14 protein-coding genes are annotated in these 12,977 nt (G+C 44.9%); 7 read left to right on the top strand and 7 right to left on the bottom strand.

Translation table 11 applies throughout. The features are described 5' to 3' along the window. Positions 1 to 46 precede the first annotated feature (46 nt). Positions 47 to 1,156: a sensor histidine kinase gene (locus tag DVG78_RS09195; RefSeq protein ID WP_114460793.1), complete on the bottom strand. Its 1,110-nt coding sequence runs from the start codon at positions 1,154 to 1,156 to the stop codon at positions 47 to 49. 50 nt (positions 1,157 to 1,206) lie between these two features. On the opposite strand from DVG78_RS09195, the gene rfbC reads away from it, so the two are divergent. From rfbC to DVG78_RS09210, 3 genes are all read left to right on the top strand, one after another. Next, positions 1,207 to 1,752 (top strand): dTDP-4-dehydrorhamnose 3,5-epimerase, encoded by a 546-nt coding sequence (rfbC, locus tag DVG78_RS09200; RefSeq protein WP_114460794.1) that lies wholly within the window; start codon positions 1,207 to 1,209, stop codon positions 1,750 to 1,752. A gap of 195 nt (positions 1,753 to 1,947) precedes the next feature. Next, positions 1,948 to 2,691, top strand: coding sequence for a tyrosine-protein phosphatase (locus DVG78_RS09205; protein WP_114460795.1), 744 nt, complete (start codon positions 1,948 to 1,950; stop codon positions 2,689 to 2,691). A 59-nt stretch (positions 2,692 to 2,750) separates the two neighbouring features. Continuing rightward, a complete protein-coding gene (locus tag DVG78_RS09210; protein ID WP_114460796.1) occupies positions 2,751 to 3,155 on the top strand; it encodes a DUF983 domain-containing protein in 405 nt (134 codons plus the stop codon). Here the strand turns inward: DVG78_RS09210 and coaD are convergent. The 4 genes from coaD to DVG78_RS09230 all read right to left on the bottom strand — a co-directional run bounded on the left by coaD (position 3,139) and on the right by DVG78_RS09230 (position 5,691). After that, complete coding sequence (gene coaD, locus DVG78_RS09215; protein WP_114066250.1) at positions 3,139 to 3,612, bottom strand: pantetheine-phosphate adenylyltransferase; 474 nt, start codon at positions 3,610 to 3,612, stop codon at positions 3,139 to 3,141. The two genes, DVG78_RS09210 and coaD, sit on opposite strands and share 17 nt — an antisense overlap. 21 nt (positions 3,613 to 3,633) lie before the next feature. Beyond that, positions 3,634 to 4,524: a DUF3822 family protein gene (locus tag DVG78_RS09220; RefSeq protein WP_114460797.1), complete on the bottom strand. Its 891-nt coding sequence runs from the start codon at positions 4,522 to 4,524 to the stop codon at positions 3,634 to 3,636. A gap of 86 nt (positions 4,525 to 4,610) precedes the next feature. Further along, a complete protein-coding gene (locus DVG78_RS09225) occupies positions 4,611 to 5,132 on the bottom strand; it encodes an NUDIX domain-containing protein (protein ID WP_114460798.1) in 522 nt (173 codons plus the stop codon). A 118-nt stretch (positions 5,133 to 5,250) separates the two neighbouring features. Continuing rightward, entirely contained in the window at positions 5,251 to 5,691 is a 441-nt protein-coding gene (locus DVG78_RS09230) for a CBS domain-containing protein (protein ID WP_114460799.1), read from the bottom strand. A gap of 137 nt (positions 5,692 to 5,828) precedes the next feature. On the opposite strand from DVG78_RS09230, the gene DVG78_RS09235 reads away from it, so the two are divergent. From DVG78_RS09235 to DVG78_RS09250, 4 genes are all read left to right on the top strand, one after another. Further along, positions 5,829 to 7,247, top strand: coding sequence for an ATP-dependent DNA helicase (locus tag DVG78_RS09235; protein ID WP_114066254.1), 1,419 nt, complete (start codon positions 5,829 to 5,831; stop codon positions 7,245 to 7,247). A gap of 112 nt (positions 7,248 to 7,359) precedes the next feature. Then, the gene (locus DVG78_RS09240; RefSeq protein WP_199563220.1) at positions 7,360 to 7,812 is read left to right on the top strand and encodes a hypothetical protein; all 453 of its coding nucleotides are present in this window, start codon (positions 7,360 to 7,362) and stop codon (positions 7,810 to 7,812) included. Positions 7,813 to 8,068: 256 nt separating this feature from the next. Further along, positions 8,069 to 8,491, top strand: coding sequence for a hypothetical protein (locus DVG78_RS09245; protein ID WP_147277033.1), 423 nt, complete (start codon positions 8,069 to 8,071; stop codon positions 8,489 to 8,491). Between the two features lie 77 nt (positions 8,492 to 8,568). Then, positions 8,569 to 9,216 carry a hypothetical protein gene (locus tag DVG78_RS09250; RefSeq protein WP_114460801.1) on the top strand — a complete coding sequence of 216 codons (648 nt, stop codon included), beginning with the start codon at positions 8,569 to 8,571 and terminating at the stop codon, positions 9,214 to 9,216. Between the two features lie 83 nt (positions 9,217 to 9,299). On the opposite strand, the gene DVG78_RS09255 is transcribed toward DVG78_RS09250, so the two are convergent. Together DVG78_RS09255 and DVG78_RS09260 are read right to left on the bottom strand one after the other, a co-directional pair. After that, the gene (locus tag DVG78_RS09255; RefSeq protein WP_114460802.1) at positions 9,300 to 11,468 is read right to left on the bottom strand and encodes a c-type cytochrome domain-containing protein; all 2,169 of its coding nucleotides are present in this window, start codon (positions 11,466 to 11,468) and stop codon (positions 9,300 to 9,302) included. Positions 11,469 to 11,509: 41 nt separating this feature from the next. Next, on the bottom strand, positions 11,510 to 12,964 hold the full coding sequence (locus DVG78_RS09260; RefSeq protein ID WP_114069702.1) for a DUF1501 domain-containing protein: 1,455 nt from the start codon (positions 12,962 to 12,964) through the stop codon (positions 11,510 to 11,512). Positions 12,965 to 12,977: the final 13 nt, after the last annotated feature.

Here is a 12,977-nt window from a genome sequence, read left to right on the forward strand (position 1 = left end):
GATTGGTGGTTAGTGATTGGTGATTCGTCCCAATAATTATGAATTATTAACTCTGAATTGTGTTTTTTTTATTGGCCGCTGCCGGACTGTTCCGAAAGACGCCTTCAGTCTGAGTGGGCAAAATAACTTCCGCCCTAACGACATCTTCTGACTCCTGAAATATTCTGAACCTTGCTGACTCGTCCCCGTAAATTAATTGCAGACGACGCTCGGTATTGGCCAAACCAAACCCGCTGGCCTCTTTGTGTTTTTCCAAATCGTTGTCTTTTTTAACCAATGTTCCCGTATTGCGAATGTGAATATGCACATAATTGCCCTCCAAAAATGAGGTCACCTGCACAAATCCGCCACTGACCGCTTTCTGAACTCCGTGTTTGATGGCGTTTTCGACCAGCGTCTGGAGCATCATTGGCGGCACTTGTAGATAGAGGGTTTTGGGGTCAATGTGAAAATCCGCCATTAACCGGTCTTCATAACGGACCTTTTCAAGGGCTAAATAATCTTCGACGGTTTTTAATTCTTCGCGTAATTCAACCGTTTTTCGGCGGTCGGCCAGTAGCGAATTACGTAAAATATTGGATAATTGAGTAACACTTTGCTGCGCTTTAGAAGGGTCTTCCGACACCAATGCCCGAATAGAATTGAGCGCATTGAATACAAAATGGGGATTTAATTGCGAACGCAGGATTTTGGCCTCTGTTTCTTTTACCGATGTTTTGAGCAGAATTTTCTCAATTTCGGTATCTCTCATGCTTTCTACGTAATGATAAATGGTGTAGCTCAACACCCACATAAACATACTCTTACTCCACGAAAGCCAGGCCGTAAAAAATATAAAAGGCTGACTTCTAACCACTTCCTTCAAGGTATGAATATCAATCGGGAAGTTCATGAGTGTCATAATCAAGCCCAAAAGTAGCCCAGAAAATATCACTCGGGGAACCAATCTATACAATGGTTGCGCAACCCAGTTACGTTCTCGAACCACCAAACGATAAAAATGGGTGAGTAAAATACAGACCAAAATATTGGCAATTGCAAAGTAGAACATCTCCCACGTAAATTCGTCTTCGAGGCTATAAACCCAAAGTTCATAAAACATGAGTGCTGTCCAACTGCCTACTTGACAAGCCCAATAGATTCTTTTTTTCGACATTCGAGCAAATTAGCTAATTTTGTACTGGATATTCATTTATATACTCACCCATGCAAGTTATCAAAAAATCCATCGACGGACTGTTGGAAATTTTACCAACGGTTTATAAAGATGAAAGAGGGTCTTTTTTCGAGAATTACAATCGTCAACTCTTCGAAGCCAATGGCCTACCCACCCATTTTGTTCAGGATAATCAATCGTTTTCTAAAAAGGGAGTTGTTCGCGGGCTACATTTTCAACGTGCCCCTCACGCGCAGGGAAAATTGGTCCGCGTGATTGTAGGACGGGTACTGGATATCGCCGTTGACATTCGCCCCGATTCTCCGACTTTCGGGCAGTACGAAGCCGTCGAACTGGATGGAGAACGAAATAATATGTTCTACATTCCCGAAGGTTTTGCCCACGGGTTTGCCGCGCTGGAAGACTCCATTTTTAGTTATAAATGCACCAATCTTTATCATAAAACTTCGGAGGGGGGCATCCTCTGGAATGATGCAGACCTCAACATTGATTGGCAGGTTTCTGACCCAATCGTATCCGAAAAAGATGTGCTTTTACCTTCGTTTAAAGCCCTTTTTGAGCAGATTCATCCATAGCAATTTATGTACCAATAAGACTATTTCAACCCAACAAGTTCACTTATTTTATATCCCATTCAGATATTATATGCCATAATGAACCAATTATCAAGGTATTAGGATTTATTTTTTTCCCCCTTCTACTTTGGCACAATTCGTGACCATTAGGTCAATTAAAAGCTTGTTTACCCTTGTCACGAATTGAAAAATCTCATGCCTTTTTCATTCTTAAAACGAAAACGAACTGTTGCAGGATTTGCCCCCTCCTCTCCCTTTACGGTAGACGTTCACGCGCATATTTTACCGGGATTGGACAACGGGCCTGAGAGCATTGAAGAGAGCATTTTGCTCCTCCAAGAAATGGCGGCCGCAGGAGTTCGTAAAATAATTGCTACCCCACATATCATGGGGGACTATTATCGCAATACCGCCGCAACAATCGAGTCTTGTATTGCCCGCATTCGTTCGGAACTTCAGCGTAAATGCATCTCCGTTGAGCTGGAAGCCGCCGCCGAATACTACCTCGATATATCCCTTATCTCATTGCTTGAAAACAATCAACCCTTACTCACTATCGCAGATACCTATCTACTCTTAGAAACAAATATTGTAGGAATGCCCTCATTTTTGGGCGAAGCCATCCGATTGGCCCGCCAACGAAACCTCGTCGTTGTACTGGCACATCCTGAGCGGTATCATTATCTACAACAAAATTTCAATCTCGTGATGGATTTGCACCGGCAAGGCGTTTTGTTTCAGGTAAACCTGGGCTCTTGGGCGAGCAGTCATCAGGGCACCCGTATGTTGGCCGAGCGTTTGGTTTTTGAAGGTTTAGTTTCGTTTGTGGGCAGTAATGCACATAATCTCCGCGAGTGGAATCAGGCACATGAGGCCCTTCGCAGCGTTACCTTCGCTAAGTTGGTGGAAAAAGGATTGCTTAATCAACATCTGCTTTAGCATTTTTGCACCAAAGCAATTGAACGATTGTTGTACCTTTAGCAAAATTTCAAGAAGTCATGCTTAAAGGAACCAAAGTTTACAGTATTCTCAACAATAAATGTCCACGGTGTCATCAAGGGTCATTTTTTGTCCACAACAATCCTTTCAATTTAAAGAAATTCGATAAAATGCATCCCCAATGCGAAGTATGCGGCGAGTCGTTTGAGCGAGAGCCCGGCTTCTATTTCGGTGGCATGTACGGTAGCTACGCACTCTACACGGCGTTGATTGCCGTGGTATTTGTGAGTTGCGTGGTGCTTCTAGGAATCAATATTTTTTACGTATTGGCCATTCTTATACCCGTCCTTATTATTTCCCAACCCGTCTTTTTTCGTTGGGGTAGGTTGCTATGGATCAATGTTTTTGTGAGCTACGACCCAGAAGCCGCCAAAGGCGAAAAGAAAATTACGCCGAAATGGTAAGCTCTGAAAGTTTATAAGGTAGAAACTCATCCACATTGTGGCCGTACTTGTGCAGCTCGCGAATAATCGTTGAACTGATGGGAGCCAAATGCGGCGAAGTAATCAAAAACACCGTTTCTACGTCGCTGTACACGTGGCGGTTTACCTGAGAGATACTGTTTTCGTACTCAAAATCGGTCGTATTTCGCAATCCTCTCAACAAAAACCGCGCGCCCAACTGACGCGCCATGTTGGCCGTGAGGTCGTCGTAGGTGACGGTCTGTATCTGCGGGTATTTCTCAAAAGTCTCCTCAATCATTCGTTGCATTACCTCCACCGGAAAATAACGCTTTTTGGCCGTATTGTGCCCAATTCCGACGATGATTTCGTCAAAAAGATGCAAACCTCTCAGGACGATGTCTTCATGGCCTTTGGTAAAAGGATCAAACGAGCCGGGAAAAAGAGCAATGCGTTTCATGCGTAAAATGCGTTAGCGGTTTCAGGAAGCGAAGGGAATCGTATATAGACTATAATACCGGTGCTCGGGCACATCTTCAAAGGCCTCGCCCAAAACCAAAGTTTCGGGGGTTTTGCCAAACGAAAGATTCGGTAAAAATTTCTGAAGCAATTGATAATCTTCGGAATAAGGGGTTGTTTCACCATAAAAACGGCACTTCACCTCAACGGGTTTGAGTTGGAGTGAATCCAGTACAAACATGATAAAATACGCCATATCGGCAGCGGCTTTGTAGGCAAATTTGTTGCACATCAGGAGCGAATCGTTCTTGACAATCACCAACGTCACGAAGTCATCTTCAAAGTGCAGGTTCATCAAAACCACTTCTTTATCCAGCACCGAAAGTGCCAATGCACCTTCAATCAGGGCATTGGTTTGGTGAATAAAAGCGGGCAATTGCAAAGTATACGTATTCAACACCCACTCCCAAAGTTCTTTATTGACCGTAAACACGTTTCGGGCTTCGATGCGCTTTACTTCGCGGTGCAAAATCTGATCGGTTTCAAATAAATCTCCCTGCACCAAACTCAGGTAGCTATTGACGTATTCTTTGCGAAAATAAACTTCTGGCACCAAGGTAAAATACGGCGTATTGAAGGAAACCGTCACGCTTTTCCAAAGATTACTACCCCAAAACGGGTGCAGTGCTGACAGTTTTGCCAACCAATTCGCCCATTTTTTTTCGCTCGGCAGCCCGCCTATCAAATAGTCTTCCAGATACAACACGCGCTTTTTTTTGCTGTCAAGCACCAAAAAGCGCAATCGTTCGGCCCCCAACTCCATCAGCAATTCATACTCCGCGCATTTGGTGGGGTCGAAGCGTTCGTCTTTTATCTCCAACAAAGGAGCTATCACGTTTTGTGTATCAACCATCCCTCTTTCTATAATCCAGTGTTAATTGTAAAAGTTAATCGTTTTGATAATTAACCAGCTAAATCACGAATACTTTGCTAAATGTATCAATTGTTTTCGACATCGGCCAATTGCGCAGATTCATCGTTCAGATACCCCCGCAATTGATAAATATCCGACAGGCTTTCGCAGTGCCTAAATAGCGTATGCACTTCGTGCGCGGGATAAGCTTTGATTTCTTCGATACTCATCCAACGCATTTCCTGAATAATCTGATTATCGGTGGTCATTTCAGGGTCGGTGCCCAGGTGCAGGTCACCGCCTTTTCGTTTGACCTCAAAAAATAATTCTAGGGCGTGGAGGGGTGGCTGCATAAACTCGTTGACAAACAGCAGGTTTCCAATTTCAATAAACAGACCTGTCTCTTCTTCAAACTCACGTTTGAGGGCCTCATGCGTTGATTCACCAAACTGAATTCCCCCGCCAGGAGGACACCAAAAAACGTCGGTATTGCCAATGCCGCGATGGCTCAGCATCAAAATTTTATTGTTTTCAATGCAAATTCCGCATACTCTCAGCCGCAATCGATTGCCATACAACCGGGCCACTTCTTGTCTTGCCTTTTCCAATGGACAGATATTGGTTAACGTTATAAGTTAATCGGCAAGAATTGACAGTACCCTGAAAATCAAGCTACTGCCTATTGACGACCAACCTTGAACTTTTTCAAGACTACAAAGATAGTGATTATGCGTAAGGATTGCCCGAAATGTAGCTCTCCAGCGATTCAATGCGTACTTTTTGGTCTTTAATAATACTGGTTACCACGTCGTTGATGGAGATGATACCGATGAGTTCGCCCTCGTCGACCACGGGCAAGTGACGGATGTGTTTTTCCGACATGATGACCATGGCTTCTTCTAGTTTTTGCTCTGAAGTTACGGTAATGAGCTTGGAGGTCATTACTTCTTTGATCAACGTTTGATTGGACGCACGCCCTTGCAGAATCCCTTTGCGGGCATAGTCACGCTCCGAGAAAATCCCCGCCAAACGTCCCTCTTCCAAAACCAACACCGCCCCGATGTTTTTTTCGGCCATTTGTTTCAGCGCATCCAGCACGGTAGTTTCCGGCGTAACCGAATAGATAGCATTGCGGGACTTATCGCGTAATACGTTCTTAATTTTCATGTTTAATTGCTTTAATTTTGAAGAGTTAGGTGAAAAAGGTGATGAAAATACAATTTAATCCAAAAAAATGAAAACTTTCGACAAGGAATAATTTAGGAGGGTTGTGAAATTTGCGTTCCTGCCGTAGTTTTGGATACATGAAAGAAACACCGCCCCCAACCGTCTCGGATTTACTACTGAAGAGCTTTCCGCATGAGCCTACCGCAGGTCAACAGCATTTTTTTATAAAAATAGCCGAATTTCTGGAAGATGATAACCTGCGCGACTGTTTTTTGTTGAAAGGCTACGCCGGAACGGGAAAAACCACCCTCATCAGCACCGTCATCAAAGTGGTCAGTAAGTTTGGCTTCAAAACCGTGCTTTTGGCCCCTACGGGCCGCGCCGCCAAGGTGATGAGCAACTATTCCAAGAAAAAATCATTTACGATTCACAAAAAAATATACCGTCAGGTGGCCGATGCCTACACCGGCTCGCTGCACTTTGAGCGTCAGGCCAACAAACACCGCGACACGCTTTTTATCGTGGACGAAGCCTCGATGATTTCGGACGAGGCCGAATTTGGCTCGCGCGGGTTGTTGTACGACTTGATTGAGTACGTTTTTGAGGGCATCGGCAACAAACTCCTCATCGTGGGTGACGTGGCCCAGCTGCCGCCCATCAACAAAGACCTCAGCCCCGCGCTCGACAAGGCGCTCCTCGAAAGCACCTATTACATGAGCGTGTACGAGCAAGAACTGACGGAAGTGACGCGTCAAGGGCAAAACTCGGGGATTTTGCAAAATGCCACCCGCCTTCGCGATGCCCTGCCGCTCGAAAAACTTTCTATCCAACTCCGCACGCGCGGCCTGCGCGATTTTTATAAAATGCCCGGCGACCGCCTCGAAGACGGCCTCCGCTACGCCTACGACAAGCACGGCCGCGAAAACGTGACCATCATTACGCGCTCCAACCGCGAGGCCGTTCAGCTCAATGAGTTTGTGCGCCGCCAAATCAACGGCTCCGAAGAAGAAATTGAAGCGGGCGATTTGCTGATGATTGTCCGGAACAATTATACCGTGCTCGACGAAGAGTCGCCTGCTGGCTTTTTGGCTAACGGCGATTTTGTGGAAGTAAAGCGCATCCGTAAAGAGGAAGAAATGCACGGCTTTCGGTTTGCCACCGTTGAGCTTCAATTGTTGGATTATGAAGAGCAGCCGCCGTTTGAAGCCAAGATTTTTCTGGACACGCTCCACTCCCCCGCCCCGTCGCTGAGTCAGGACGAAAACAAGCGTTTATACGAGGCCGTTTTGCAGGATTATATCTACCTAAAATCCAAAAAAGCCCGCACCGAAGCCATCCGACAAGATGTGTACTTGAACGCCTTGCAGGTCAAATTTGCCTACGCCCTCACCTGCCACAAATCGCAGGGTGGGCAGTGGAAATCAGTGTTTGTAAACCAAGGGTATCTGCCCGAAGAGCAGGTAAATCGGGAGTTTGTGCGGTGGCTCTACACCGCCATGACCCGCGCCACCGACGAGGTATTTATGATGAATTTTCATGCGCAGTTTTTTGAGTGAGGACATCGACAAGGTTATCAAACAACTCATAATCTACTGACTAATAGGATATTAATAAACAAAGCCTTTAATACTTGCTTTTTGCAACGGAAGCATTTACTTTGCGTAAAACATGCGTCAATTAGCGAGTTACCTGCAAGCTTATACCGACATTATGCAACAAGACCCGATTGAAATAAAAATTTACGACAAGAGAGAAAAAATGACTACATCAATGTATGTGGAGCAACTTTCTGACAACATATTTAGAACTGTTGAAAATGAAATATTTAATTGCAGACTGACATTCGGGACTGAATTTGAAACCAGACTTAACAAGGAAGGCATACACGAAATTGTAAAAATCACGAAAGACTCTGAATTTGTTACGAGACGATTTTTCTTGACATCACAATTTAAAGAATCAGAATACAGGCTTTTGGGAGACAAAATAATGAAGCAAGGTGGATTTTGGCAGACAGACTTCGGAAATATTGCTACAATCAATTTGCCCAAAAATTGTGAACTTAACTTAGATGAAATATTTAAAACTTTCGACTTCAATCCGACTGAAATCAAGGACTAAATGACACCGCCGACCAAAACTGACGACCAAGCCAGCAGGTAACATTGCATTGGCGTTATGGCGGCTGACGAATATAGGCTCAACAGTTGTGGTGCTATTTAGCTTTTGTACTATACTCGTCTGACGGAATTCTATATCCGCCACAACGCCAATGCTTCAACGTTACTGATTTCAAAAGACACATTTTTTAAGATACGCACCTAAACAACCTAGCATATAATTTACTTTATCGGCTACTCACTAACCCAAACAGAAAATGATGGAATTTAAAGCATTTTTTTGCGATCCCGTAGAAGCCGACATCATTGAGCTTGGCGATATGGCACAAGACACAATCATGGATACTTTTGAAAAGATTGATTGGAATGATTATTTGCAAAAAAGCAGCAATGCCAAGCTCGACGAAATATATTTCCACCCAACATTTGGCATTGAGAACAAGAAAAGTGGAAACGGACTTACTATTTCGGTCATTGGTGAGCCCGATAATTATAAATTTAAAGTTACGTATAAAAGCCCCCAAAAAGTAAAATCATTTTTAGGGCTCAACGACCAGATTTCCGACAATTACTCAACAGTCATTCAAGCAACAACCAAAAACGATGCGATTGACTGCTTAAGCGCTTTGTTAAGAAACGACATTGCATACTTAGAAAGCAGGGTTGACAATAACGCGTAGAAACCCAGCGGACTGATTCATAATGCCCCTGCAAAAAGCCCGATTCGTTATTCCCCCTCCCAAAACGACTCTTAAATATGTATGTAAAAAGCATAGAAACACTAAAAAGACATTCCGTTTTACTAGGGATATTTATTTCAGTATCGCTGCTTTTCATTGCCACGAGGGTTTATCCAGGAGGCTCGCTGTTTGATAAAAATTCAGTGGGTTTTGACTGGTCAAAAAACTTTATTAGCAATTTGTTTGCCCCAAAAGCCATCAATGGTGCCGACAATCCTGCGCAAATCTGGGCTAATGCCGGAATGATTTTCCTTTCGGTGAGTTTTGCCATCTTCTTCATTAAATTTTCAAAGAAAATACCCGTAAGAAGTGCCGCCAACATCATACAATATGTGGGAGCGGGAGGCATGTTTTTTACTTTTTTAATCGTAACCCCGCTGCATGACAGTATGGTTACGCTCGCCAGCACCCTGTTTCTGTTAAGCCTATTTTACATTACCGTTTTTATTTTAAAGTCAAAGCTACACTTGTTCAAATTCTTGTGCATTATCTGTCTGCTTATTTTTTATTATACACTATACCTTTATGGTTCAGGTAGTTATGCCTTTTTGCCCATTATGCAAAAAGTTACCTTTGGCAGTACAGTTATTTTGGTTTTGGGTCTGGAGTATTTTACACAAAAAGAAGATTTTGAACATCTTAAACCCGCCCAACCTAAAAAGTAAAGGGCGCAACTACGCGCCCCTTTGATGTGCCCAAACTGACAGTATTTTTCACCTCATACAAGGTGACGCCTCACAAATAGGTTTTAGTTAAAAAACATTTCATCGACCAACAGTAACGCAGGTTTTCCCTTGCCTCCGTGCCATTCGGGCATTTTCGACAATGGTTTAGCCACAATTTTCAGGTAAGAAACAGTTTGCGGTTTGAACTTCCCTCCCACCGCTTGCAACAAGTGCGTCCGATGCTTGGTCGGAATGGATGGCTTGATTACCGCGATTTTCTTCAGTTGGTCGGGCGAATTTCCACCCCATACTTCAATGGCTTCTGGCGGAAAAATCCCCGTTTCGGTTTCTTCCATGATGCGCAATTCTACCGACGATAGCAGGATGGGCTTTTTAAATTCCGCCATCAACGCCAAATCATTGTTTCTTACCCCCGCCCAATTGTTGGCCCACGCGGGGCTATTGGCGTTAAATGTGCCTAATTTTTCGTCAAAAAAGGACTTAGCACCCTCTGCTTGGTGGACGCGGTTAAGCGGCAACAGCAAACGTACGCTATCAGGCACGTAGGTTCTTTTGAAAAAGTCAAACGCCACTTCGTCGCTCCCAAACCAGCCTTCTTTGTAGGCCTTCGCGCGAATATTTGTACTTGCCTTAATAACAGTTTGGTTCGTAAAAAGGGCAGATTTTATGCTATCGGGTTCCGTTCCATCCGTCGTAAAGCGAATCTGAACACCCTTGACGGGGTGGGCCAACTGCACCAATACTGGCTCATTAAAAACGGTAGATTTATTTTTGACCTGCGGCGGGTTCAACTTAATCGGATTTTTGCCATCGTCTTTAAAGCCCTCAATGAAACGTATACGCGGATGGGCTTTTTGCAACTGTCGAATCTCCTCAATCGTCAGCCCGGTATTCCATACCACGATGGTATTCAGGCTTTTAAAATTCGGAACAACAGCCAGCAAATCCTTCGCCGTTACTTTTGTCCCCGAAATCGACAGGTTTTTGAGCTGTTTCAAAGAAGTTAACTCTTTCAGGCCCTTGCCCGTAATATCCGTAAAGTTCAGGTCTAGTTTTTGCAGATTTTCAAAGGCGGTGATTTGCGAAATATCCCCATCTTTGACGGGCATTTTGGCCAGATTCAAAAATACCACCTGTTCCTTTATTTCTTTTAACTCTTTGATTTTCTCGGTAGTGAAGGCTGTTTTGTTAAAGAAATTGACCGCCAATGCCGGTGATTCTCGCGCGAGAGGGGCAATACTCCGAAACTCCGTTGTCAGCTTTTGAATGGTCTCTTCATCAGCAGCCGCAAAATCAAACGTTTCTTCTTCTCGCTCAACGGGTGACAAAAACGTACTGGCAATGAGTCTTAGTGAATCATTGAGGGGTAAATCAATCACTTTTTTTGTAAAATCAGCTTTGGCCTTTATCCACAACGAAAGCAGCGCAATTTCTTGCGGATTCAGTTGCGACTTACCTATCGGCGGCATGTGTTTTTTATCTTCCGACGGCAAATGGATACGTTGCAATAATAGGCTGATTTCGGGTTGGCCCGCCACAAACAATTTCCCCGTTTTTCCTCCTTTCAAGATGGACTTGGCATCGGTAAGCATCAGCTCTCCTTTGAGTTTGTCGGGATTATGGCAGCTGACGCATTTCTGTTCAAAAATGGGTTGAATTACGTCATTAAAGACAATGGCCTCCTCCAACGGAACAGGTGCAGATTTGAGTATCGGACCCGTGATAAAATTGTCGCCGTGGGTCAAAACCGATCCATAATGCCCCGCCAAAACCACGCACAAAGTAGTGACCAATGCCAAACCTTTGGCCACGGGAGCTTGGTACCACGTCATGGTTCGACACCAATAACCGATTGCGGCCAGAAAAAAAACCGCGATTCCCGTCCATTTATGCCATGGCAAGGTCTCTCCTTCGTAGCCCGTTTCTTTGGACAAAAATATCCCCATGATGACCGTAACGGCTGCCGACAAAGCCCCAATCAACCAAAAATTGGTTAAAAAGATACGGTAAAAGGTATTGGCGGTATTGGCTGGGTTGAATCGAAAAAATTCCATTCCCAACGCCAAAAGCAAGAGCACAATCGGAAAATGAAGAAAAAGCGGGTGCATTCTTCCGACGGGTTGCAGCCAAACGGGCACCACCAATTTGCTTTCAAACAGCAATAAAAAAAGGATAAAAATCGTGGAAACGATTAAGGCCTGCTCGGCTATGTCTTTGAACTTTTTATTCATCTAATCCTAAAATCTACAAGTCGCCACGAGGGTATGCTCCCTCAACTAATAATATCACGCACTACTTTTCCTGATACGTCGGTCAACCGATAGCGACGGCCTAAGTGTTTAAAAATCAGCTTCTCGTGATTTAGGCCCAACAAATGCAAAACGGTCGCCTGAAAATCATGTACATGGACAGGGTTTCGACTGACGTTATAACCCACCTCATCCGTATCACCGTAAACCATGCCGGGCTTGATACCACCGCCCGCCATCCAGATGGTAAAGCAGCGCGGATGGTGGTCGCGACCGTAATTGTCGGCCGTCAGTTTTCCTTGGCTATAACTCGTACGGCCAAATTCTCCTCCCCAAATGACCAATGTTTCATCCAACAAACCGCGTTGTTTCAAATCCGTCACCAACGCTGCCGACGCTTGGTCAACGTCTTTGGCCTGACTGGTGATTTCAAACGGAAGATTGCCGTGTTGGTCCCAGCCTTGGTGGTACAATTGCACAAATCGAACCCCGTTTTCGGAAAGTTTACGCGCCAGCAAGCAGTTAGCGGCATAAGTACCTGGCACCAAGCAATCGGGGCCGTATAATTTTACAATATCGTCGGGTTCTTTCGACAAATCCATTACCTCCGGCACGGCCGTTTGCATTCGATAAGCCATTTCGTATTGCTTCACTTTGGCGGCAATTTCGGGGTCACCAAATTCACTGTACGAAAGCTGATTCAGTTCGGACAAATTGTCCAACATCTCGCGACGGGCAGCGCGGTCCATGCCTTCGGGGTCGCGCAGGTACAGTACGGGGTCTTCACCTTTGCTAAACTGTACGCCCTGATGAATGGAATCCAAAAAGCCGTTGGACCAAAGTTTAGAATAAACTCCCTGACCGTTGCCGATGCCGCGCGACAGCAAAACCGTAAAATCTGGCAGGTTTTTGTTTTCATTTCCTAACCCGTAACTCAGCCACGCGCCCATGCTGGGGCGATTGCCTTGTTGGGAGCCTGTTTGGAAAAAAGTGAGGGCGGGGTCGTGGTTGATGGCCTCGGTGTACATGGATTTTACGATACACAAATCATCCACGATTTTGGACGTATAAGGCATCAAATCGCTCACCCAAGCGCCCGATTGGCCGTATTGTTTAAAATCCACAAACGAAGCCGCCAACGGAAACGACGCCTGATTGGCCGTCATGCCCGTGAGTCGCTGCATACCGCGCACCGAAGGCGGCAGCTCCTGACCCACCATTTCGCAGAGTTTGGGTTTGTAATCAAACGTTTCAAATTGCGACGGAGCGCCGTTTTGGAACAAATAAATGACGCGTTTGGCCTTGGGGGCAAAATGAGGAATACCCGGCACAAAACCAGCCTCGTCTACCTCGCCGCCATTCAGTAAATTGGGTATCATCAACGACCCCAACGCCACGCTTCCCAATCCCAAACTCATCGTGGACAGGAAACGACGTCGGTTAAAGGTCAGACCGTGTTCTAAAAATTCTTTTTCCATTGATGTTTGGGTA

Source organism: Runella aurantiaca (genome assembly GCF_003339505.1).
GTDB classification, from domain to species: domain Bacteria; phylum Bacteroidota; class Bacteroidia; order Cytophagales; family Spirosomataceae; genus Runella; species Runella aurantiaca.

Excerpts from the sequence above, each read along its gene's own strand:
- DVG78_RS09195 (WP_114460793.1), bottom strand. The coding sequence starts at position 1,156 with ATGTCGAAAAAAAGAATCTATTGGGCTTGTCAAGTAGGCAGTTGGACA.
- rfbC (WP_114460794.1), top strand. The coding sequence starts at position 1,207 with ATGCAAGTTATCAAAAAATCCATCGACGGACTGTTGGAAATTTTACCA.
- DVG78_RS09205 (WP_114460795.1), top strand. The coding sequence starts at position 1,948 with ATGCCTTTTTCATTCTTAAAACGAAAACGAACTGTTGCAGGATTTGCC.
- DVG78_RS09210 (WP_114460796.1), top strand. The coding sequence starts at position 2,751 with ATGCTTAAAGGAACCAAAGTTTACAGTATTCTCAACAATAAATGTCCA.
- coaD (WP_114066250.1), bottom strand. The coding sequence starts at position 3,612 with ATGAAACGCATTGCTCTTTTTCCCGGCTCGTTTGATCCTTTTACCAAA.
- DVG78_RS09220 (WP_114460797.1), bottom strand. The coding sequence starts at position 4,524 with ATGGTTGATACACAAAACGTGATAGCTCCTTTGTTGGAGATAAAAGAC.
- DVG78_RS09230 (WP_114460799.1), bottom strand. The coding sequence starts at position 5,691 with ATGAAAATTAAGAACGTATTACGCGATAAGTCCCGCAATGCTATCTAT.
- DVG78_RS09235 (WP_114066254.1), top strand. The coding sequence starts at position 5,829 with ATGAAAGAAACACCGCCCCCAACCGTCTCGGATTTACTACTGAAGAGC.
- DVG78_RS09240 (WP_199563220.1), top strand. The coding sequence starts at position 7,360 with ATGCGTCAATTAGCGAGTTACCTGCAAGCTTATACCGACATTATGCAA.
- DVG78_RS09245 (WP_147277033.1), top strand. The coding sequence starts at position 8,069 with ATGATGGAATTTAAAGCATTTTTTTGCGATCCCGTAGAAGCCGACATC.
- DVG78_RS09250 (WP_114460801.1), top strand. The coding sequence starts at position 8,569 with ATGTATGTAAAAAGCATAGAAACACTAAAAAGACATTCCGTTTTACTA.
- DVG78_RS09255 (WP_114460802.1), bottom strand. The coding sequence starts at position 11,468 with ATGAATAAAAAGTTCAAAGACATAGCCGAGCAGGCCTTAATCGTTTCC.
- DVG78_RS09260 (WP_114069702.1), bottom strand. The coding sequence starts at position 12,964 with ATGGAAAAAGAATTTTTAGAACACGGTCTGACCTTTAACCGACGTCGT.